We start from the raw sequence: 20,920 nt of genomic DNA on the forward strand, positions 1-20,920 counted from the left end.
TGAGCACACGAGTCCCGATCAGCATCGAAGGCAACCTCGTCGCCGACCCCGACTACGGCGAATCCCAGAACGGCACCGGGTTCGCCAAGTTCACTGTCGCCGTTACGGACCGCAAGCTCGAAGACGGCAAGTGGGTCGACGGCGACACTCAGTACCACCGCACCACCGTCTTCGGCCGCACGGCTGAGAACGTCCGCGCTAGCCTCGCCAAAGGCGACACCGTGATCGTCAACGGTAACCTCGAGTTCCGCCACTGGACCGACCAAGCCACCGGCGAACCCCGAACAGCCACCGAAGTCGTCGCCGACAGCGTCGGGCCCTCCCTTCGCTACACCAACGCCGAGGTGACCCGCACCCCAAAAGTTGAGGGGCCGGGCGTAGCTGCGACGGGGCTGACTCGAACGCCCGGCCAGTCTAGGACTACAACGCTTGCGTAGCGCGGAAGGAGGGAACGGCGCTGGGATGACCGCGTCGCTCCCTCCTTGCTGACATCAGACGGCGACGACTCACCTAACTTCGGGGGAATGGTGGTTTCGATTCACTTGTTTGTCATAACGCAGCGAAGTTGGCCGCGGCACCTCTTCCATAGCCCGAACCTTAGTTACCAGGTGGTGACCGACACGGACCACTTGAGCGGTAGTCACCGGTAGGGTGCTGTCATGGCAACATGGGGGCTCCTTGGAGGACCACAAAGTGGCGAAGTCGGCGAGGGAAATGTCCCCAACGGCTATGAGCTTGAGGGTCCTGGGTCGGCATATGGGTGGCAGTACGACTCTGCAATCAGAGAGCGCGACGAGGTCTACCGGTGGTCAGATGATGCACGTGATATCAGGGACGGCCACCGGCTGCTCGATGGAATTCAGGACGGTTCCATTCAGTTCGGTGAGCCGGTCACGCACGACTTGGTGAACTTTGCATTTTCGGCGTTTCAGCAGACCCTATTCGCGCTCAAGGACATGCCCGAATCCGAGGAAGCGCAGATGGCCCGGGAATCTATCGCGACCTATCGTGACGCGGGAATTGTATAGACACCTGGCCCCCCCGGATGGGATCCAGTCGCCTACTTGGGCACCCAGTCCTGACCCGATGGTACGCGGGCGCCTAACTGAGGCCGGTCTCCAGGGCCAGCTCGACCCGCCATCTCGGCGAGATAAGGCCGACCAATGTGCGCGCTGGCGAGCGGCTGCGCCTGCACGCATTCAACCGGCGTTGCGATGAATGCTGAGCAGTCCCCAGCACCCAGTACGGTCACAGTATGGACGCGGATTCGATACGTCGTGAGATCAACGCTGCGCTTACGTCTATCGCCGACCTGATAGGTGCATATGGGCGATGGAACGACACGCGCATCACTGGAAACTCCCTTTCGATGGTGCACAGCGACTTGTTCGAGTTCGCCAACCTGCGAGTAGAGACAGCCGAGACGTGTGCGCTATTGATCGAGCGACAACGGATCGCGGATGCCTTGGGCCTATGTCGATCCCTTCTTGAACATGCGCTGCTCATGAAACTCCTCGCTCGTGGTAACCGGTTCTTCCAGCTCGAATCCGCGGCTGGCGGCATTGAGTTGGCGCTCGAGAAGGCTGCCAGGGAGCTGGAGGACCTCCACGCGAAAGGCGAACGAGATGACATTCTCTACGTGGCTGAGTATCCAGGTTCAGGCAAGCGTCAGCTGATGTATGTCTTGAACGGTCTGCGCTCGAAAGAAGATCCTTCCGACTGGGTTTCGTATCACTACTTCGCGTTCCAGAACTTCCGGCCTGCGACGATGCGGCTGGACGAAGAAGATTATGTGTCTTACGTTCCCTCAGAGTTCGGCTTTGAGGATCAGGTTCGTGATGCCCGGCGCGCGCATAAGCGAGAAGCCAAGAGCACTTATCACCTGTATTTGTCCTATGGCGCCTTATTGACATGCCTAGGGATTAACGAGCTTGCCGGCAAGGCAGAGATTGCAAGAATCGACGCTCACTACACCTTTCTTGGCCAATTCCTTCACCCGACCCACGACGCCGCGCGCAGCCTTCACCTGCACAGCAACCATCACATGGGTGGGACTCAGAGCGGGCTCCGGCAGGATTACGACCCTGCCGCAATTCTTCTTTCCGCGATGTACGTCATCTGGCTCCTACACACGGTCATCTCAGAGATATGCTTCGTAATCGATCAAGCGCCGTCCGAGTATTTTGCGCGACCCGGGACCAATGAATTGCACCGACTACTCGAACGCATACCGATGCGATTCGGATACTTCTGGTTCGTCTGGAACGACGCCCCCGACTGGGACAAGTACAACCATGCGGTGGTGCATGCGACGGACGATGAGCTGAAAGAAGCTGGAGGGTTCCGGGGACTGCCCACTTCGGCGGTCAAGTTTGACCCCGACATCCTCGGGCACTTCAAGGGCGCGCTTGGCACCTGGTCGAATCGTCGCGTGGGGTTCTATCGGCCACCCTTTGGGTGAGGTCGAATCTTGATGACGTTATCCCAGCTCGGGTCTCAGGCCAGGGGTGGGGTGGGGTGGAAACTGTTCATATGCGAGTTGAGCCTCCGCAACCGCGGGCATGGAGAGCCTCTGACGAAGAGGCTGTTGAACTGTGCAAGGAATGGATGGTCTACCTCGGAGCGGCAGAGGCTGTGGCCGCGTCGGAGGCCGTTTCACAAGTGTGCGACCTCTATAGCAGCCGGTTCCTGGCTTGGGTGGAGAACCGACGTGGAAACCTTGGTGTGGACGTGGTCGAGCGGGCCGCGGCCATCGCGGCCGGAGACGGTCGGTATCCGCTGGTCTTCTTGTCTGGCGGCGTGCTTCCAGAAACACAGGACCGGGCGGACGCAGTCGGCCTGGCGCTCCTGCGGTTCGATGCGCAGGGAGGCACCCTCGACGGTGCGAACCGGGTCGGGCGGCTAGTGCGCGGCCACGGGCTTGCTCTTGCCTAGCTCCCGAGTCTCAGCGTAAGGCCGGCCCGCTGACGCGGTCGGGCGAACCCAATTGAAGGGGATCGCTTTGAGGCCGGGCCGCACGATGAAGTTCGGTGCGCGCCGCTACTCGCGAGATTTCAATCGTCTCCTCGATAGGCTGCCGCTGCATTGTCTCGACGAGCTCATCGATGGCTGATGCCCGGTTTGCAGCGACGACAGCGGCGAAATTGTTCTGCTTTCCTCGGGTGAGACCGACATACAATCCAGAGGCATCAACGCCGGGGCCGACAAACGACAAGTCGGTTGTTTCACCCTGAACACCGTAAACGGTCGACGCGTACGCTAAGTGGAGGTGTGAGGAGGCGTACTCGTGGCTGATCTTCCGTAGGTCGGTCGAGTCCCGGTCAGATGCGAGTATCACATGATCGGCTGTGACACGTTTTACGACCCAGTTTTGGCGATTCTGAACGTTCGTAGCACTGTCATTGCGCCGCGTCTGAACCACGTCTCCGATGAAGATCGATTGCCCCGCCTGTCCTGAGACTCCCGTCGTAGTGTCGACCGATCCGTCGACGATGCGCCGGGATTGGATCTCCTCGCTAACTGCTTGAGCCTCTGTGTGTGTAGCCGTCACCAGCGCAATCGACTGTCGCGTTCGGGCTGCATCGAACCATGCCGTGACCATCGCCGCGCGCGCGGCAACGTCATTTTCTGCAAGCACGATGTGGCCGGTTCGGACAAGCTCGTCAGCAACTTCCGCGGCCTCGCGGCGGTCCGGGTTGCGGAGTCTGAGGCTCAACTCTGGCCATGCGGGATCCGTGAACCGGTGGATGATGTCGAGCTCGATCTGGCGAGACGCCTGACGCCAAAAGAGTGCCAACGCACCCGAATGGCCGGCGGGAAGAGCTTGATGTTGGTCTCCGACAACGGCAACACCCGCTCCTGTTCGACCGACGACGTCCAGAAGCGCGTTCGCAGCTTCGAGGTCGAGCATGCCGGCCTCGTCGACGACGATTCGGTCTCCGGCGCGTATAGCAATCCGAGGCCCCGCGTATTCGGCCCCAGTCGTCGGATCTATTTCACCAATGCGCAAACGCGACCACTCGGTCGCTCCGGCTTGATTGCTGCGCCACCGCCAGCCGTAGTCGTGCAGAAGCTGGTGGAGCGACGACGAAGTGCTCTCGGCTTCGCGGCCTGCTACAGCGGACGCCTTCTTTGTTGGAGCGACGATGATCATGTTCCGATCTCGACAGCGAAGTGCAGCACCGGCAACCTTGAGCATCGTCGTCTTTCCAGTGCCGGCGGCGCCCGAGACCGCAACGATTCGGTCCGTCCCCGAAATCGACGAGGCACCACTTGCCTGCCCCTGATCGAGAGTTCGCTTCGGTTCGATCGCGCTTGCAACTGCGGTGATCTCGGCGAGTGGAAGTACCTCGCCGGGTGCAGCAAGCATCTCAATTCTTTGCGCGAGGGTGGCCTTGAGAGTCGCCGTCGCGGTGGCCATTCGCCGTTTGATATGCGCAGGTACGTCCGGCTCGGTCAAGAGGGTAACCGTGTGGGTCCGGATCGCGAAGGCACACACTTCGTCGACCACTGCCGCGAGTTGAGCTCGATCGGCAACAACGCCTGATGCAGAGATCGCTCTGATTGTCCCGGCTCGGACGTCGATGTCGCTGAATCGGCCTCCGGTTCCAGCCGACCTTGAGTCCGCCTCGACGATCGCCTTCGCCGCTAGTAACTCAAGATCGAGATCCTTGACCCTCACTGAGGTTGCCGCGACTTCGCTACGCGGTCGGGCGAGATGCGGATCGGCACGCAGAAGCTCGGCCATCACTATCGACGCCCAATCCTCCTCGTTCAACTCGCCCGGCTTGTTTGGTCGACCCGCTGCCCACGCCCACTGATCGATCTGAGTAAGGACGGTGGCCGAGGGCTCCTCCTCGGGGTGCTGCTCCTTCCACTGCCGGAGATGGGCCGCCTTGTTCGCTTCGATCTGCGCGGAGCGCTTCGACAACGGCCGCACCAGATGCTGCAGTTGGGCGATCTCCCCGTCCGAGTTCAGGGTGAAGCCCCTGGCGGCCAGCGCGGCGATCCAGGCTGGGTCAGTCCGCGACGCGAGATCGCCTTCGGCATTCACGACATTCTGGAACCGGAGAGCGACGCGAGTGTCAACATTCGACCACTTCCCATCGAGGCCCTGGACCTTGACGTTCAGCCAAAGGTGCCGGTGCTTGTGCGGATCTAGCGAGCGCGACCGCTCGTGCCTCAGCTCGACGACTTCGATGCGGGCGAGGTCTTCACGTATACATCCCTGCTTCCCGCGCCGGGCGTTGAGCTCGGTCTGCCAGAGCTTGATGGTCCGATCTCGCAGCCGGTCCTGCAGATCCTCGTACGCGGCGGCCAACTCCGGGTCCAGCATCGCAGCGATCGAAAATGACTTCGGGGCGTTGATCGTCGCATCCAAAATTAGATCCGCGACCGGCGACTCCAGGTCCCGGCCGCGCCGCTCACCGGTGAGCGGGTCGACGCCGTCGACCCAATCCTTAAGCTGGGAGCGGGTGAGCAGGTCGTCACGGATGGCACCGTTCTCGACGATGTATCGGGTCATCACGGCGTCCGCGTAGCCGGCTGCAGCGAGGGCGCCGTCAGCGGTCTTGGCTGTCAGGGTGGCGTCGCAGACGCCGCCAAAGGCATAGTGGACGGCCTGCTTGACCCCCTGGGCTGACTGCCCGCGCTTCCAGCGCGCCACTCCACCTCTCACACTTAGAACTTCCGGTTACGCGCTCATTTCGGCGCGCATCGCGCGCGCATCTCGAAGTGTGATGTCTCAGGACATCGGAAGCGAAAGTGGGTCAGGACATCGGTAGTGTGTGCAACTGACGGAGGCCTATGACAGCGGGTCCTGTGTTTTCTGCTTGAGCCGCTCGTAAGGAGTTTGGCCTGCGAGGGCTCCGTGTGGTCGATCGTAGTTGTAGTAGTCCTCCCATTGTTGGAGGCGGTCGTTGAAGAGGTTGACGTCGTCGATGACCTGGCCCTCGAGCAGCCGGTAAAACTCTTCGGCGTCGATCCGGTGGGAGCGCTCGACCTTGCCATTCAGCCGCGGTGTGGCGGGTCTGATGCGGATGTGATCGATGCCTTTGTCGAGCAGGTGCCAGTGGAATGATTGGCCGAACTCGCTGCCGTTATCGGTTTGGACCTTCTCGACCTTGAACGGCAACTTGGAGAGCACGTGGTCGATGAAGCGGATCGCGGTCTTCTGGTCATGGGTCGGGTAGGCCTTCAGCACCCGCAGGCGGGTGCAGTCATCGATGGCGGTGTATTGGTAGTAGCGCTTCTTCTTGCCGGTCTGGCCCAGCGGTTCGATGAACTTCACATCCACCTGCAGGGCGTGACCGGGGCGTTGCTTCTCGTAGCGTTTCCACCTGATCTCGCGCCGTTTGTAACGCTGGGAGGCGGGAGCCGGTTCAGGCCGACCTTCTTCAGGATCCGCCACACCCCGGAGGCGCTGATCGTGATGTCGTGATACCGCTTCAGATACATCGTGATCTTCTCCGGCCCGAAGTGATACTGCTGGCGCAGCCAGAGGATCTTCTCGATCACTTCCACGTCGGTCGCGGTCGGTGAGTGGTGCGGGGCGCTGGAGCGGTCCTTGAGCCCCTCGAACCCTTCCGCCTCGTAGCGCTTGAGCCAGTGGTAGTAGGCCTGCCGGCTCACCCCGTAGTAGCGGCAGCTCGCGGCGATATTGCCGCTGACTTCCTCGACATGCCGCAGCACCGCAAGCTTGTGATTCGCCCGCCGTTCAATGGCCCGCGCAGCTGAGGCGGAGAGTGTTGATGTCATGAGGTCTTCCTCCCAAGTGGAAGACCCGACTGTCAACAACCTCCGTCAGTTTTATAGCGCGCATCTCGAAGAGTGCCTACGTGCATTCGCTCTTGCTCTTATCGGTTGTCGTCTTGCGCTCCTTTGGTTCCATGCTTGCGACCCTCCTCCTGGCTGTCGTCCGATCGCCCTTCCTCGCCTCGTACTTCTAGCCTTCACGATCCGTTCCTTTGGAATGCACTTTGAGGGGCTTGAGCCAGCTCCATCGCACGACCTCTCCCGGGCCGGAACGCTAAGCTGCGGAGCGTTCCGGCGCACCCAGCCGAGCCATATGAGGCACCGGGCGAAGGCCTGTTGCCCGACATTTAGGGGATGCAGCTAGTGGCAGGAACTACAACCCATCCATGAAGGGGCTCTTGCTGTCTGTGAGGGCGGCCTGACTACACGGGCCCAGTCTGTCGGCGACGGTCGAAATTGAGGCATTAACGACGGGCGAAAACGAGGCCACCCAGACAGATTGGATGGGTGATCTCGATGGAGGATTGGGCATTGATCCGGCGGCTCGTAGCGGATGGTGTTCCGCGGCGGCAGGTCGCGAGGCAGTTGGGTATCGGGCGGGCGACGGTCGATAGAGCGTTGGCGTCGGAGCGGCCGCCGAAGTATGAGCGGTCGACGGTGCCGACATCGTTCACGCCGTTCGAGCAGCGGGTCCGGGCGCTGTTGGCGGAGCATCCCGAGATGCCGGCGACGGTGATCGCTGAGCGAGTGGAGTGGGCCGGGTCGATCACCTGGTTCCGGGAGAACGTGCGCCGGCTCAGGCCGGAGCATCGGCCGGTCGATCCCGCGGATCGGCTGAGTTGGGCGGCGGGTGATGCGGCCCAATGCGACCTGTGGTTCCCGCCGCGGAAGATCCCGCTCGAGGACGGGACCGCGGCGTTGTTGCCGGTGCTGGTGATCGTCGCCGCGCATTCACGGTTCGTGACCGCGAGGATGATCCCGACCCGGCGGACGGAGGATCTGCTGCTGGGGTCGTGGGAGCTGATCCAGCAGTTCGGCGCGGTCCCTCGTCGACTGATCTGGGACAACGAGTCCGGCATTGGGCAGCGCGGCCGGCTCGCTCAGGGCGTCGCCGCATTCGCGGGGACCCTGGCAACGAAAGTCGTGCAGCTGAAACCGTTCGATCCGGAATCGAAAGGGATCGTCGAGCGCCGCAATGGCTGGTTCGAGACCTCGTTCCTGCCCGGCCGGACCTTCACCTCACCGGCGGACTTCAACGCGCAGCTCGCCGGCTGGTTGGAGAAGGCCAACGGCAGGGTGGTGCGGACGATCAAGGCGCGCCCGGCCGATCTGATCGACCACGACCGGTCTCGGATGCTGCCGTTGCCGCCGATCCCGTTGCAGCTGGGTTGGCGGGAGCGGATCCGAATCGGACGCGACTACTACGTCCGTCTGGGCGCTTCGGACTACTCCGTCGACCCGGCCGCGATCGGCCGCCTCGTTGACGTCAGCGCCGACCTCGACCGGGTCCGGGTCCGGTTGGAGGGCCGGCTGGTCGCCGACCATGCCCGGGTCTGGGCGCGCGGCTCCACGATCACCGACCCCGCGCACCTGGAGGCGGCCAAGCGGCTGCGGCACCAGTTCCAGCAGCCCCGCCCCGTCACCGGCGAGGACGACCTCACACGAGATCTCGCCGACTACGACCGGGCGTTCGGGATCGCAGGAGTTGCCTGATGGTCAGCAAGAACACCGACGCGGCCAAGCAAATCACCTATCTCGCCGCCGCGCTGAAAGCACCACGGATCACCGACGCCGCCGCCCGACTCGCGGACCAGGCCCGAGACTCCGGCTGGTCGTTCGAGGACTACCTCGCCGCCGTCCTGGAACGCGAAGTCAGCGCCCGCAACGCCTCCGGGGCGGAGCTGCGGATCAAGGCTGCCGGGTTCCCGGCCCGGAAGACGCTGGAGGACTTCGACTGGGACGCCCAGCCGACCGCCCGACAGCAGATCGCTGCGCTGGCCTCCGGAGGGTTCCTCCTGGAAGCGCAGAACGTCGTTCTACTCGGCCCTCCCGGAACCGGGAAGACCCACCTCGCGACCGCGCTCGGGATCGTCGCCGCCCGGCACGGACACCGGGTCCTGTTCGCCACCGCGACCGACTGGGTCACCCGCCTCACCGACGCCCACCGCGCCCGGCCGACTGCCGCAGGAGCTATCCCGGCTGCGTCGCTACGGTCTGATCATCGTCGACGAAGTCGGCTACCTCCCGTTCGAACAAGACGCCGCGAACCTGTTCTTCCAACTCGTCTCCAGCCGCTATGAACACGCGTCGCTGGTCCTGACCTCGAACCTGCCCTTCCGCAGTTGGGGCGGGGTCTTCGGCGACCAAGCCGTCGCCGCTGCAATGATCGACCGGATCGTCCACCACGCCGACGTGCTCACCCTCAAAGGCGCCAGCTATCGGCTCCGCGGTCGAGGCATCGACAGCCTCCCCAGCATCAAGACACAAGATCCGGCAGACTAACAACACGACAACAAGGTGGCCTCATTTTCGACCGTCGCATTGGCCTCATTTTCGAACGTCGTCGACACAGTCGCGGCGTTGTCTGAAGCGACCGACTTCGAGAAAGCCAAGCGGCTCGCAGCGTTGCTTTTCTTAGTTGCGAGCCTCATCTTTTGGTTTGCAGACAATCTCAGGATTCTCGAAGGCCCCTTTTGTGGTGGTAGAGGACGAGGTCTGCTGCCGGATAGTCTCGCCCCGACGGCGAGGGCCCGTCCACCTGGAAGGGGTCACGAGTGCGCGATGTCTCGTTGCGTGGGTACAAGGCACTCTTGGCTCTCATCATGTCTAAGCTCCCGATCGCAATCGTTGGTGCTCTAGCGCTTCTCGTTGCATTTGCCGCGCCAGCGTACGCAACGGTTAGCGGCGAAACATCGATTGGAACAGCGTCAGTTTCGCGAGATGCGAGTACCGGCAACTTGGTGTATTCGGTCTCGGCAAGCGCCGACTCCTTCTGGTCGACAACTAGTGGCGGAGTCTGTAACTACCCGTCGACCTTCTGCCAAATGAACCTTGAGGTGCGGTTGGCAAGTGATGGAAGTTCCACTGGGGTGACACAGGTTGGAATGCCATATCCGGATTCCACATTCAGCCACACTTTCGCAGGTTCGTTCGCCGTCTCAAAAGTGACGGCTGTTCGAACGCTGATCGAAGGTTCGGGCGGGGTGGTGTACTCAAGTTGGTCCCCTGTTGCGGACCCGATCACAGGGACGACGGTGGCCATATCGGGTCTGACCATCGGGCGAGATTCTGCAAATGGCAACGTCGACTACTCGGTTACCGGGACAGCAAGCAATTATTGGTCATCCTCCCCCGGCACAATATGTCAGTACCCCGGAACGTTTTGCCAGATGAACTTGCAGTTCCAGCTTGCCAGTAACGGCGCGGCGGTAGGAATCGATGCGGCGGGCATTGCATACCCAAGCACAACGTTCGTCCACACGTTCAACGGATCGATCGCGGAGCCATCAATTTCTGCCGTTCGGACGCTTATCGAAGGAAACGGTGGGACGCTGTATTCTGCATGGCAGAAAGTCGCGGACTTGTCAGCGAAGGAAGTCGCTGGTGGGGGTAATCCGTCGGAGAAGGCGTGTCAGTGTAGTCATGCCGACCCTGTGAACACAGCAACCGGTGAGTTCTTTGATTCGAACACTGATCTGGGTATACCCGGCGTCGGGCCCGGCATCCAAGTTGCTCGCAACTATTCGACGACGTTCCCAGGGGCGAATGGGCCGTTCGGGTATGGCTGGTCGACAAACTTCTCATCTCATCTGAGTTTCCCCTCGTCTTCGTTGGTGGATGTTTCGCAGGAGAACGGTTCTGTTGTTGAGTATGTGAAGCAGCCCGGCGGTAGCTATGCCGCGCCCGCCCGGGTGATGGCAACGCTCACGCTGGATGCGACGTCTAACGTGTGGACGTTTACCCGCAAGGCGCAGGAGGTGATGCACTTCAACTCGAGCGGCGCGCTCCTGGATCTGAAAGATGTGCACGGAAACGCCCTGACGGTTGGGCGTGATGGCTCCGGAAACGTCACTTCGCTCGCTGCCGGGGGCGGGCGCACGATCACGTTCACGTGGGCGTCGGGTCACATTACGAAGGCGACGGATTCTGCAGGGCGGGTGGTGTCGTATTCGTATGACGGGTCAGGGAACCTCTTAACGGTGACCGGTGTCGACGGTGCGGTCACCACCTACACCTATAACGCGGCCCACTTCATCACTTCGGTGAAGAAACCAGGCGGCGGGGTCACGAAGAACACGTTCGATTCGTCCAACCGGGTTGCGTCGCAAACTGACCCTGTCGGCCGGGTGACAACGTTCGCGTACTCGGGATTGTCGACGACGACATCGGCGTCGGGTGGGGCAGCGACAGTCGAGACGTACAACGGTGGTCTGCTTGTCTCCCAGACCAAGGGGTCCGGGACGGCATCCGCTCAGACGACCTCATACACCTACGACGCTGCCAACAATGTTGCCTCGGTCACCGACCCATTGGGGAAGGTAACCAAGTACACCTATGACGGCAACGGGAATCAGCTGACGAAGACGGACCCGCTGGGCCGGGTCACCACGATGACGTATGACGGGCTGAACGATGTCACCTCAGTCACCGACCCGCTAAGCCGGGTTACGAGGTTCGGGTTTGACAGCGCCGGGGATCTGATCTCCTCGACCAGTCCATCGGGGCGGGCGCAGTCCTGGACGTTCAACCCGGATGGCACGATCGTGTCCTGGACGGATGCGCGGGGGAAGGTCACCTCGTACAGCTATGACGGCGCTGGTCGCCGTACCGGGCAGGTGGACCCGGATGGGCATGCTGTCGGGACGGGGTATAACGCGGCAGGGCAGGTGACCTCGACGACGGACGCTGCCGGCAAAACCACCACGTTCAGCCTCGACGCCGTCGGGCGCGTCCTCTCGACGACGGATCCCCTGAACCACACGACCACGTTCACGTATGCCGCGGACGGGAACCGGATCTCGACAACGGACGCGAACGGGCACACGAGCAGCACTGCGTATGACTTGGCTGGGCAGGTCACGTCGAAGACGGACGCGAATGGGAAGACCGCCGCGTTCACGTATACGGCGGCGGGCTACCCGGCGACGGTGACCGACCCGGATTATCACACGAGCACGAACGCGTACAACGTCCTCGGCCAAGTAACGTCGACAACCGACGCGAACGGACATGCCACCACGTTCGGGTATGACGCGGACGGGCGGAACGTGTCGACCACGTTGCCCTCCGGCGCGGTCACCACGGTCGGCTACGACGACGCCGGCCAGGTCATCACCGTCACTGACGCGAATGGGAAAGTGACCCACATCGTTTACGACGCGGCCGGCGAGCTGACCTCGAGCACCGACCCGCTGTCCCGTGTCACCCAGCGGGCTTACACCGACGATGGGCAGCTCTCAACGCTCACGCTCGCGGATGGCAGCACCGAGAGCTACGTGTATGACGGGAACGGCAAAACCACGTCGTTCACCAACGCTGACGGCAAACCGACCACGTACACGTATGACGATGCCGGCCTGCTCACCCAGAAGACCGAACCCGGCGGGACCACCTCCTACCGTTACGACCCGGCCGGGCGGCTTGCCACCACCACGAACCCGGACCTGACCACGGTCACGGACAGTTACGACGACACCGGCCATCTCACCCGAGTCCACTACAGCAACGGCAGCACCGACACCACGTATGCGTATGACGCGGCGGGTCAGCGGACCGGGATGACCGATTCGACCGGGACCTCCACGACCAGCTACGACAACGTCGGACACGTCACCAGTACTACGAACGGTGCTGGCGTGAGTGTTGGCTACGGGTATGACTCGGCCGGGTTCATGACCTCGCTGACCTACCCGGGCAGCCGCACCGTCTCCTACGGTTACGACCCGGCGGGGCAGATGACCTCGCTGACCGATTGGAACAGCAATACCACCAGCTTCGCCTGGACCAGCAACGGACAGCTTGCCACCCAAACGGACCCAAACGGTGTCACCGAGAACCGCAGCTACGACCCTGCCGGTCAAACCACCACGATCGCCACAACCACCACAAGTGGTTCGCTGGCCTCTTACAGCTACGGGTATGACGCCGCCGGGAACATCACCTCCTCTGGAACCACCGACCCGGTCACCACGGTCGCGCATACCTACAGCTACGACCCGCTCAGCCAGCTGGGCACCGTCAGCACCGGGTCGACCACGGGAGCCTACACCGCCACCTCCGGAAGCCAACTCACCGGCACCGCCATCGGTGACACCTTGGGCTACAACACGGCACAAGAGATCACCTCCCGCACCCCGACCACCGGGCCGGCCACCAGCTACAGCTACGACGGCAACGGCTCCCGCACCACCTCCACCATCGCCGCCACCGCCACCGCTGCAGCCGCAACCACCAGCTACGGATACGGCCCCGCCGGAGACCTCGCCACCGTCACCCTCCCCGGGACAACCCCAACCCAGGTCGACTACACCGCCGACGGCGACGGGCTCCGGCAAACCCGAAACGACGGCACAACCAGCAGCGCCTTCCTCTGGGACACCGCAAGCAAGCTCCCGCTGCTCCTGGACGACGGCACCCACACCTACCTCTACGGGCCCTCCGCCACCCCGATCGCACAAATCAACGGCACCAGCCACACCATCGAATACCTCCACGGCGACCTCCTCGGCAGCGTCCGGCTCATCACCGACACCACCGGTGCTGTCACCGCCACCAACGAATACGACCCCTACGGCAACCGCACCACCCACACCGGCAGCAGCGACAGCCAAATCGGATACACCGGCAACTGGACCGACCCCGCAACCGGACTCATCTACCTCCGAGCCCGCGACTACGATCCCACCACCGGCCAATTCCTCACCATCGACCCCCTCGTCGACCAAACCCGGCAACCCTACGCCTACGTCGCAAACAACCCCCTCCTCAGCACCGACCCAACAGGCCTCTGCGGAACCATGGAGAACGACTTCTCCGCAGGCTGCAACAACTTCTGGGGCGACCTGGAGAAGATGGTCAACTCTGATCTGACATCACCCTCAGCGAACTTCCTCACCCAGGTACTCACCACCGGCGTCACCGGCCACATCGCCACCACCCTCGAAGGCATCGGCGACGGCGCAAGCTTCGGACTCACCGGGCTCGTACGCAACGCGATCGCGCCCGGGTCGGAATGCTTCGTCAAGAAGGACGGCTTCTACTACGCAGGCGTTGTCACCGGCGTCGTTGCTACAACCATCGTTTCTGGAGGCTCAGCGGACGCGCTAGAAGGGGCGGGAGCCGCAACGGTGGGCTCCGTGAGAGGCTCGTCACTTGTTAGTCGGTTGGTAGCAAGATTGCCCAACCTCGCGGATGACACAGGAACAATTGGCGCAAGGTACAGTGCCGACGAGGATGCGTTGATCCAGCTTGCGAAGCAAGCCAGAAGAAAGGGCGATCTCACATTGGACGACGCGAACATCATTTCCGAGTGGCGCGAAGAACTGGGGTTGCCGGGACACGGCCCCGACGTTCACGCCGGGAGGCCAGGATATGGGGGGACAACGCTCCATATGAATGTGGGGCCGGTAAGGCACATAACGGTACTTCCATGAGAGCATCCGCGATCATCGACAACCAAGGGAAGGGCCAGTTGAAAGTGGCTGGCTCCGTGAGTTTTCTTGGCGAGTCGTCAAATGCTGACGGCCGCCGAGGATTAGGTGCAGGATATCGACATGGCCAGCGATGACGACTTAGGCGCAGAGCCAGCAATCGAGTTGTATGTCGGGCCTGTCGGTCCGATCCCGGTGGTACATGAGGTTCCCTCCGCAGTAGCAGCGCAGGATCGCGCCGATGCGGCTACAGCTGATGCGCTCCACACGCCGGAGGAACTTCAGGCTGGCATGTATCACGAACGCGTTGGCGTTCGTATGCGGGTTGTCGATCGACTTATCGCTCGTGGCTCCGATCATCCCGCCACGATCCCGACTCTCGTTGATGTTCTGAGAAACGATCCGCACGCTGACCCTCGATTCATGGTGGCGATGGTTCTCTATCGGTTCGGACCCGACCAACGAATTGTCGACGCACTCGTTCATGCAATGAATAACGATCCTGACGATGAGGTCAGGGCGGAAGCGATGTCGACACTCGACCGGCTGGGCCTGCTGGACCGTTAGGGAAGTAGGCATGATGCCAAATATCCTTGTTCTTCAATGGTCCGGTTCGACCGAGGCCGAATTCGAGGCGCTCATCGAGATGGAGGAGGCCATCGCGTCCAACTCCGCTTCCAAAGAAACCTGGGTCGGCGGATCTAGGCACACCCCTTGTTTTGGGGTAGGGGATCTAGATGAATCCTTTCGTGAGGAGTATCGGCTCAGCAGGCATCACCGATAGCTTTTGAATGTTCTTTGGAACATCTGTTCTGGCGTCTTCGGGGGAGCTGGGTGCGGTTTGAGGCGAGCAAGTCTATTTGTGGGTAGAACATTCGCAAACCACATCTCAAAATCGACACGCTCGCGGATTGATCGCCGGCGAGCCTCCCGCCGGGCGATCCTTGGTCGAGCGATTGCCGTGCTCACAGTGGCAGCGCTCCTGCTAACCGCAGGTGCGACGGCCGCGCAGGCTGCGACACCGGGGGTGTCGGTGTCCGTAGGATCGGTTGGTCGTGATGCGTCGTCGAAGCTGACGTTTGATGCGACGGCGACGGTGGACGGCGTGAAGGGCGCCGGTCAAATCTGCTCATCGAGCTCAGCCTGCACCCTCTTTTTGGTTGGGCAGGGGTCTGCTGCACGGATAGGTGACATCTGATCTGGCTTGCCCGGGAGGGCGGCCTGGAAGGATGTTCATTGTGCCCAAGCCCTATCCCCGTAAGTTTCGTGAGGACGTCGTACGCGTTGCCCGGAACCGCGAGCCCGGAGTCACGATCGAGCAGATCGCGAAAGACTTCGGAGTCCACCCGATGACGTTGCAGAAGTGGCTCAGCCGTGCAGCTGTCGATGAGGGTACCAAGCCTGGTCAGAGCCGGACAGAAGCGGCGGAACTCCGTGAGGCTCGGAAACGGATCCGGCTGCTGGAGCAGGAGAACGAGGTCCTCCGACGCGCGGCGGCGTATCTGTCGCAGGCGAACTTGCCGGGAAAAGGCTCTACCCGCTCGTGACAGAGCTCGCCGCGGACAGGATCCCTGTCGCGGTGACGTGCCGGGTCCTCAAGCTCTCCCGTCAGCGCTACTACCGGTGGCTGGCTGATCCCATCCCGCCCAGCGAGGTGGTGGCGGCGTATCGCGCGAACGCGTTGTTCGACGCGCACCGGGACGATCCCGAGTTCGGGCATCGGCTGCTTGCCGACGAGGCGCGCGACGCCGGGGAGGCGATGGCCGATCGCACTGCATGGCGGATCGCATCGGCGAACGGCTGGTGGTCGGCGTTCGGGAAGAAGCGCGGCCGCAAACGCAAAAGGCCCGGCCCATCGGTCCACGACGACCGCTGCACGGTCACTGACGCGAACGGGCGCACCCGGCACGTGTTCACCGCGGAGCGCCCGAACCAGCTGTGGTTAACCGACGTCACGGAGCACAAAACGAGCGAGGGCAAGCTCTACGTGTGTGCGGTCAAAGATGTGTTCAGCAACAAGATTGTCGGATACTCGATCGACTCCAGGATGAAGTCCAGCCTCGCCGTCAACGCCGTGAACAACGCCGTCGCAATGCGCGGCGACGTCGCCGGCTGCGTCGTTCACAGCGACCGAGGCAGCCAGTTTCGAAGTCGGAAGTTCCTGCGCACTCTGACCCGTCACCACTTGGTCGGATCGATGGGAAGAGTGGCCTCGTGCGGCGATAATGCGGCGATGGAGAGCTTCTTCGCGCTGCTGCAGAAGAACGTCCTGAACCGCCGCTCCTGGACCACCCGGGACCAGCTGCGGATCGCGATCGTGACCTGGATCGAACGGACCTACCACCGTCGCCGTCGGCAGTCGGCGCTGGGTCGTTTGACGCCCGTCGAGTTCGAGGTCATCATGAACACGACCGTCGCACTGGCGGCGTGACTACAACCTGTCACCTAACCCTGCAGCAGACCCACCACGGTGAGCTCGCGTACGTCTCGCATGTGGGAGGCCACATAGCAACGTAGAACCGCGGCCGTGCCAACCCGAACACTGCCGCGCGGAGTCCACCAGTGCTTTCGAGGCGACGGGTGCTCTGGCGCAATCAATGCTGTAAACGGGATCGCGGCTGGCAATGCGAAAATCAAGAACAGGGATGCTGCAGCCCACCACGGGGCTCCGTCCAGCATGAAGGCCACAAAGAAGTAGACGCACGACACCAGGACGATGAGGGTGAGTGCGGCCGCGGCGGCCAACCAGCCGATGTCTCGGTTCAGCAGGCGGCGCTGAGGCCCAGTTCCGCGGCGGCTGAGCCAAACCAGCCAGCAGGCAACACAGCCGAGAGCGCTGGCGACGATGAACACTAGCACCGAGGCCATCACACTGTAGGCCGCCGTCAACAGCCCGAAAGTGACTTGTTCTTTCCCCCAAACCGGTGCGGCCGCGAGCGCTGCCAATGCGCCAGCGGAGAACAGCACGCACCAGCCGGCGAAGGAGAGGACGCAGAGGGTTAGAACTGCAACCGGATAGGTCATCCCAATAAATTCGCGTCGGAACACCGCGCATGTGGCACGGATGGTCTGGCGTGTTTCGGCACGCAGCAGTTTCCGCCGATCTTGGCGAAGAACGATCGAGGCGCCATCGGCTGCGAAAAAGACAATGCCGCCCGACGCGGCTGTCAGCAACAGGTACTGCCCGGTCGCTTCGGTGTTGAACGCGATCGTAAACAGCACCCAGCTGGCGGCGATGATCGACCCGGTCAGGATTGCAGCGACGGTGAAACGGGAGGAGCGCATTTGCGCCAGACGATCTCCCGCCTGCTGATTACCCCACGCAGCGACTTGAATCGCAACGACGAACGCCGCGAACACCCCAAGAAATGACCACGCGTCGCCAACCCCGATCGTGTGGGCGAGTTCGCTGAGACGTTTCCGTCCTTCGTGCGGCGGCCCAGCCAAGGTCGTGATCACCATCAGGATTTCGATGAGCACAAACGCGATGGTGAGGATCAGCAGGATACGGGTCGGAACGCCGCGGGTTCCGAATCGTCGGTCGCGGGAGTGGGGTCGTACAGGCATAGTCGGAACCTTCGAAAGAGAGTTGAGTGGCGGCGATGAACGTCGCAGGGAGATAAAGGGAGGGGACGCCAGTTCGGCGTCCCCTCCGGTTAGGCGGATTTGACCGGCAGCGGTTTCGCGTCGCCGATACCGAACCGGTCCGGACCGCACCATCGACAGGTCGGGTTCTTCGTGGTTTCATCAACCCACCACTGACCCGTGAGACTGTCCAACATGAGCCAGTCGGACTTGAGTTCCCGGTGCCCCAACCCCACGGTGCGGAGCATCCATTCGTTGACGGCGACACTTGCCGCGACGGCGTTCAGCGTAATCACGCTGGGGGCATGGATATCGTCATCATCCACATACCGTTGCCGGACCCGCTCGGTTTCGCTCTTTCCCTCATCGGTTAGCCGTGTCCGGGACACCAGAGAGTTGCACCACAGGCACCCGTTTCCCGGTGTGATCAGCCGGCTTACGGAGAAGACGGACGTGACCGTCCCTGTTACCGGTTCCACGGTCACCTTCGCGCCCACCTGGGTGACCGGGATCAGGTACTGATGAGCGATCGCGTTCACCACGTGACGGGCCGTGTGCGTGTCGGCGGCGAGGAAGATGTGGTCACAGTCCGTCAACAAGGCGGCCACCCCCGGATCTTCGACGCTGCCGACCGCCGTTTCGACGACGATTCCTTGCGAGGCCGCCTTCGCAACCCGTCTGGCAATCGCGACTTTGGTCCTCGACCACCGCTTCCCGAGCTGCTGCACCCAGGCGGGACGCGCGCTTGCGGTCATCCAGGTGTGCGCGTCGAACCGTCGCGCACCGACCACCCGGGAGAGGTTGGATTCCTCGATTCGGTCGGCGTCGATGAGCACGAGATGACCGACACCTAACCGGGCGAGCTGCTCGCTGATGAGCGACCCGGCTCCGCCGAGGCCGATGACAGCGATCTTCTGCCGGGCCAGAACACCTTGCCCGTTCGCGCCGAACAGCAGCGCCTGCCGGTTGTATCGCTGGTCGACAGGGTGGCTGTCGAGCGGTGCCGGGCGGAGCTCGTCGCGGGTCGGGTCGGTGATGATCAGTCGATCGACGCTGTGCCGGGCCCCGTTCGGTGTCCAGATATCGCCGGCCACCGCGTGCTCAGCGAAGACGAGCGCGCCGACGGCTGGACCTCCGATCAGTTGCAGCAAGCCAGGGTAGCCCCGTTGATGGCTGGCCATGTCGGTCGCAGAGAACCTCACCGTGTCCGTCCCGCCGTGGCAGTGCACGGCAAGGTAGGCCGACTCGTCCTCGGCGAAGGCGAAGGCTTGATCGGTGATGAATTCCGCAGTGAGTTTCCGATACCCACGGGTGCCTTGCACGTAGTGAACACCGTCGATTGCGGGAATTACCTCACGTACTAGCAGGCGGGTCCCCGACGGGGTGCGTGCAATGCCGCAACGTAGGACTGCCCCGTGTTCGTCTCGGTCCCCCGGAAAGAGGTGCGAGCGTAGCGTCTCCCACTGCGCTCCAGTGATGACGATCGCCCAGCTCATCGTCCCTCCAACCAGCGGAGGATGTTGAGGGCCTTTCCCGCGGCGGAGTTTGTCTCCCGCTCGAGGGTGTTCGTCCGTCGCGAGATCATCGTGGCGGGGGTCTCTCCCCTCGCGCCGCAGCTCTGGCCGGCATGGATGGCCTCACCGAGCGGTTGCCCGTCCTTCCTCGCCAGCTGCGCGGTGACGTAATGCGGGTAGATGTCAGCGTCGGGATAGTTGTAGGGAATGTGGAAGGTCAGCCAGGTGGCGGCTGGGGTGAACGACGGGCCTGTCGGTACCGGGTCGACGGTGATCAGTGCGCCACCGTCCCCGGACTCCACCACTGTGACGGAGGAGTCCGGGAACGTCGCACGGATCTCGCCGATGGCAGCCTGAATCTCTTCGTTGATTGACACGGCGCGCCGCCTACGAGTTGTCGTCGTCGGCGACAGCGGAGAACACGGATTCCTTGTTGACCTGGACCGTGTCGTGGTCGCCGATGATCACCCGGCGTCCGTTGTGCTTGACCTCGTTGAGGACGTAGCTGGGCTGGATGAGCACACCCTGCTGGATGGCGGCCTGCTTCAGTTCGAGGCCGGTGTACTTCTGCTGCTGCAGAGTGATGTGCTGGTTGTTGAACACGACGGTTACCGTCTTGTTCTCGCGCTCCTGCGCGTTTTCAGCGATTGTCATGATCCCCTCCTCGGGGTGTCATGGCGTCTGCTAGAGTCGCTGCATCCCGTCCTAGGGAGATGCAACCCGTCGTAACTGACGCCGGTTTCTGTAATCGGTCTCGGTTGAGAGCGTCTGGTGTTGCGTGTTGATGCCCAGCTCTCGCTGCAACGTGAGCTGGGTATTTGCTTTTTACAGCTTCTACCTTGAACCACAATATCTTGCGGTCCAATTATTGTCTGTCCCCTACTGGTAGTAGGGGAACGGTTTGTAGGCGACTCTGTATAGTTTTGCTTGCCTTGCTTCGTAAGCTAAGCAGAAGCGATCTGCCGTGTCAAGCCGACCCTGCTTGCAATTCTAAGCAAAGGATCGGACAATGGGGTCATGGCCGGAACAGAGAACCACCACACCATCGGCAACACAGAACCCCTCGGTACCTACCTCAACCGCGTCCGACGAGCGACAGGGATGACGCTCCGGGACGTAGAAGCGGCAACCTCCAAGAACGTCACCAACGGATACCTCAGCCAAATCGAGAAGGGCGACATCAAACAACCCTCGCCGCGAATCCTCCACAGCCTCGCAGCCGTCTACGGGATCGACTACGCAGCACTTCTGGGCCGAGCAGGACACGCCGTGCCGAACAGTCACGACGACAAGTACGGCGAAGCACGCCAGACCGCCGACGCGATCAACGGGTTCCCCCTCCGCTCCCTCGAGGATCTGACACCCGACGAGACCTCCGCGCTGATGGAATACCTCAACTTCATCAAGTCACGGAGATAA

16 protein-coding genes and 1 pseudogene are annotated in these 20,920 nt (G+C 62.3%); 10 read left to right on the forward strand and 7 right to left on the reverse strand.

Going from position 1 to position 20,920, the window contains the following annotated elements:
• The 4 genes from ACPYOG_RS06845 to ACPYOG_RS06860 form a co-directional block, all read left to right on the forward strand.
• On the forward strand, positions 1-437 hold a 437-nt coding region (locus ACPYOG_RS06845; RefSeq protein WP_481293494.1), incomplete at its 5' end, for a single-stranded DNA-binding protein.
• Between the two features lie 222 nt (positions 438-659).
• On the forward strand, positions 660-1,028 hold the full coding sequence (locus ACPYOG_RS06850; protein ID WP_481293495.1) for a hypothetical protein: 369 nt from the start codon (positions 660-662) through the stop codon (positions 1,026-1,028).
• Positions 1,029-1,255: 227 nt separating this feature from the next.
• Positions 1,256-2,461, forward strand: coding sequence for a hypothetical protein (locus ACPYOG_RS06855; RefSeq protein ID WP_481293496.1), 1,206 nt, complete (start codon positions 1,256-1,258; stop codon positions 2,459-2,461).
• Between the two features lie 146 nt (positions 2,462-2,607).
• Positions 2,608-2,934, forward strand: coding sequence for a hypothetical protein (locus ACPYOG_RS06860; protein ID WP_481293497.1), 327 nt, complete (start codon positions 2,608-2,610; stop codon positions 2,932-2,934).
• A 10-nt stretch (positions 2,935-2,944) separates the two neighbouring features.
• Here ACPYOG_RS06860 and ACPYOG_RS06865 read toward each other — a convergent pair whose 3' ends face one another.
• From ACPYOG_RS06865 to ACPYOG_RS06875, 3 genes are all read right to left on the reverse strand, one after another.
• The gene (locus ACPYOG_RS06865) at positions 2,945-5,665 is read right to left on the reverse strand and encodes an AAA family ATPase (protein WP_481293498.1); all 2,721 of its coding nucleotides are present in this window, start codon (positions 5,663-5,665) and stop codon (positions 2,945-2,947) included.
• A 138-nt stretch (positions 5,666-5,803) separates the two neighbouring features.
• Entirely contained in the window at positions 5,804-6,289 is a 486-nt protein-coding gene (locus ACPYOG_RS06870) for an integrase core domain-containing protein (protein WP_481293499.1), read from the reverse strand.
• Positions 6,286-6,756, reverse strand: coding sequence for a helix-turn-helix domain-containing protein (locus tag ACPYOG_RS06875; RefSeq protein WP_481293500.1), 471 nt, complete (start codon positions 6,754-6,756; stop codon positions 6,286-6,288). The genes ACPYOG_RS06870 and ACPYOG_RS06875 overlap by 4 nt, the downstream gene beginning before the upstream one ends.
• A gap of 513 nt (positions 6,757-7,269) precedes the next feature.
• On the opposite strand from ACPYOG_RS06875, the gene istA reads away from it, so the two are divergent.
• The 5 genes and pseudogenes from istA (at position 7,270) to ACPYOG_RS06900 (ending at position 16,833) form a co-directional block, all read left to right on the forward strand.
• On the forward strand, positions 7,270-8,466 hold the full coding sequence (gene istA / locus ACPYOG_RS06880) for an IS21 family transposase (protein ID WP_481293527.1): 1,197 nt from the start codon (positions 7,270-7,272) through the stop codon (positions 8,464-8,466).
• Positions 8,466-9,255: pseudogene (istB, locus tag ACPYOG_RS06885) on the forward strand (IS21-like element helper ATPase IstB). Before istA ends, istB begins: the two are co-directional and overlap by 1 nt.
• An 887-nt stretch (positions 9,256-10,142) precedes the next feature.
• Positions 10,143-14,405 carry an RHS repeat-associated core domain-containing protein gene (locus ACPYOG_RS06890; protein ID WP_481293501.1) on the forward strand — a complete coding sequence of 1,421 codons (4,263 nt, stop codon included), beginning with the start codon at positions 10,143-10,145 and terminating at the stop codon, positions 14,403-14,405.
• A gap of 105 nt (positions 14,406-14,510) precedes the next feature.
• On the forward strand, positions 14,511-14,969 hold the full coding sequence (locus tag ACPYOG_RS06895) for a HEAT repeat domain-containing protein (protein WP_481293502.1): 459 nt from the start codon (positions 14,511-14,513) through the stop codon (positions 14,967-14,969).
• Positions 14,970-15,640: 671 nt separating this feature from the next.
• Positions 15,641-16,833, forward strand: a protein-coding gene (locus ACPYOG_RS06900) for an IS3 family transposase (protein ID WP_481293503.1) whose coding sequence is annotated in 2 segments (ribosomal slippage) — positions 15,641-15,925 and positions 15,928-16,833 — 1,191 coding nt in all. Because the reading frame shifts where the segments join, the coding sequence is not laid out codon by codon here.
• A 14-nt stretch (positions 16,834-16,847) separates the two neighbouring features.
• On the opposite strand, the gene ACPYOG_RS06905 is transcribed toward ACPYOG_RS06900, so the two are convergent.
• The 4 genes from ACPYOG_RS06905 to ACPYOG_RS06920 all read right to left on the reverse strand — a co-directional run bounded on the left by ACPYOG_RS06905 (position 16,848) and on the right by ACPYOG_RS06920 (position 20,155).
• The gene (locus tag ACPYOG_RS06905; RefSeq protein WP_481293504.1) at positions 16,848-17,969 is read right to left on the reverse strand and encodes a hypothetical protein; all 1,122 of its coding nucleotides are present in this window, start codon (positions 17,967-17,969) and stop codon (positions 16,848-16,850) included.
• An 89-nt stretch (positions 17,970-18,058) separates the two neighbouring features.
• The gene (locus tag ACPYOG_RS06910; RefSeq protein WP_481293505.1) at positions 18,059-19,483 is read right to left on the reverse strand and encodes a HesA/MoeB/ThiF family protein; all 1,425 of its coding nucleotides are present in this window, start codon (positions 19,481-19,483) and stop codon (positions 18,059-18,061) included.
• The gene (locus ACPYOG_RS06915) at positions 19,480-19,878 is read right to left on the reverse strand and encodes a hypothetical protein (RefSeq protein ID WP_481293506.1); all 399 of its coding nucleotides are present in this window, start codon (positions 19,876-19,878) and stop codon (positions 19,480-19,482) included. The genes ACPYOG_RS06910 and ACPYOG_RS06915 overlap by 4 nt, the downstream gene beginning before the upstream one ends.
• 10 nt (positions 19,879-19,888) lie before the next feature.
• Positions 19,889-20,155 carry a hypothetical protein gene (locus ACPYOG_RS06920; protein WP_481293507.1) on the reverse strand — a complete coding sequence of 89 codons (267 nt, stop codon included), beginning with the start codon at positions 20,153-20,155 and terminating at the stop codon, positions 19,889-19,891.
• Between the two features lie 363 nt (positions 20,156-20,518).
• Between ACPYOG_RS06920 and ACPYOG_RS06925 the strand changes: the two genes are divergently transcribed.
• On the forward strand, positions 20,519-20,920 hold the full coding sequence (locus ACPYOG_RS06925) for a helix-turn-helix domain-containing protein (protein WP_481293508.1): 402 nt from the start codon (positions 20,519-20,521) through the stop codon (positions 20,918-20,920).

It is taken from the genome of Leifsonia sp. HAY1-4F (assembly GCF_056755275.1).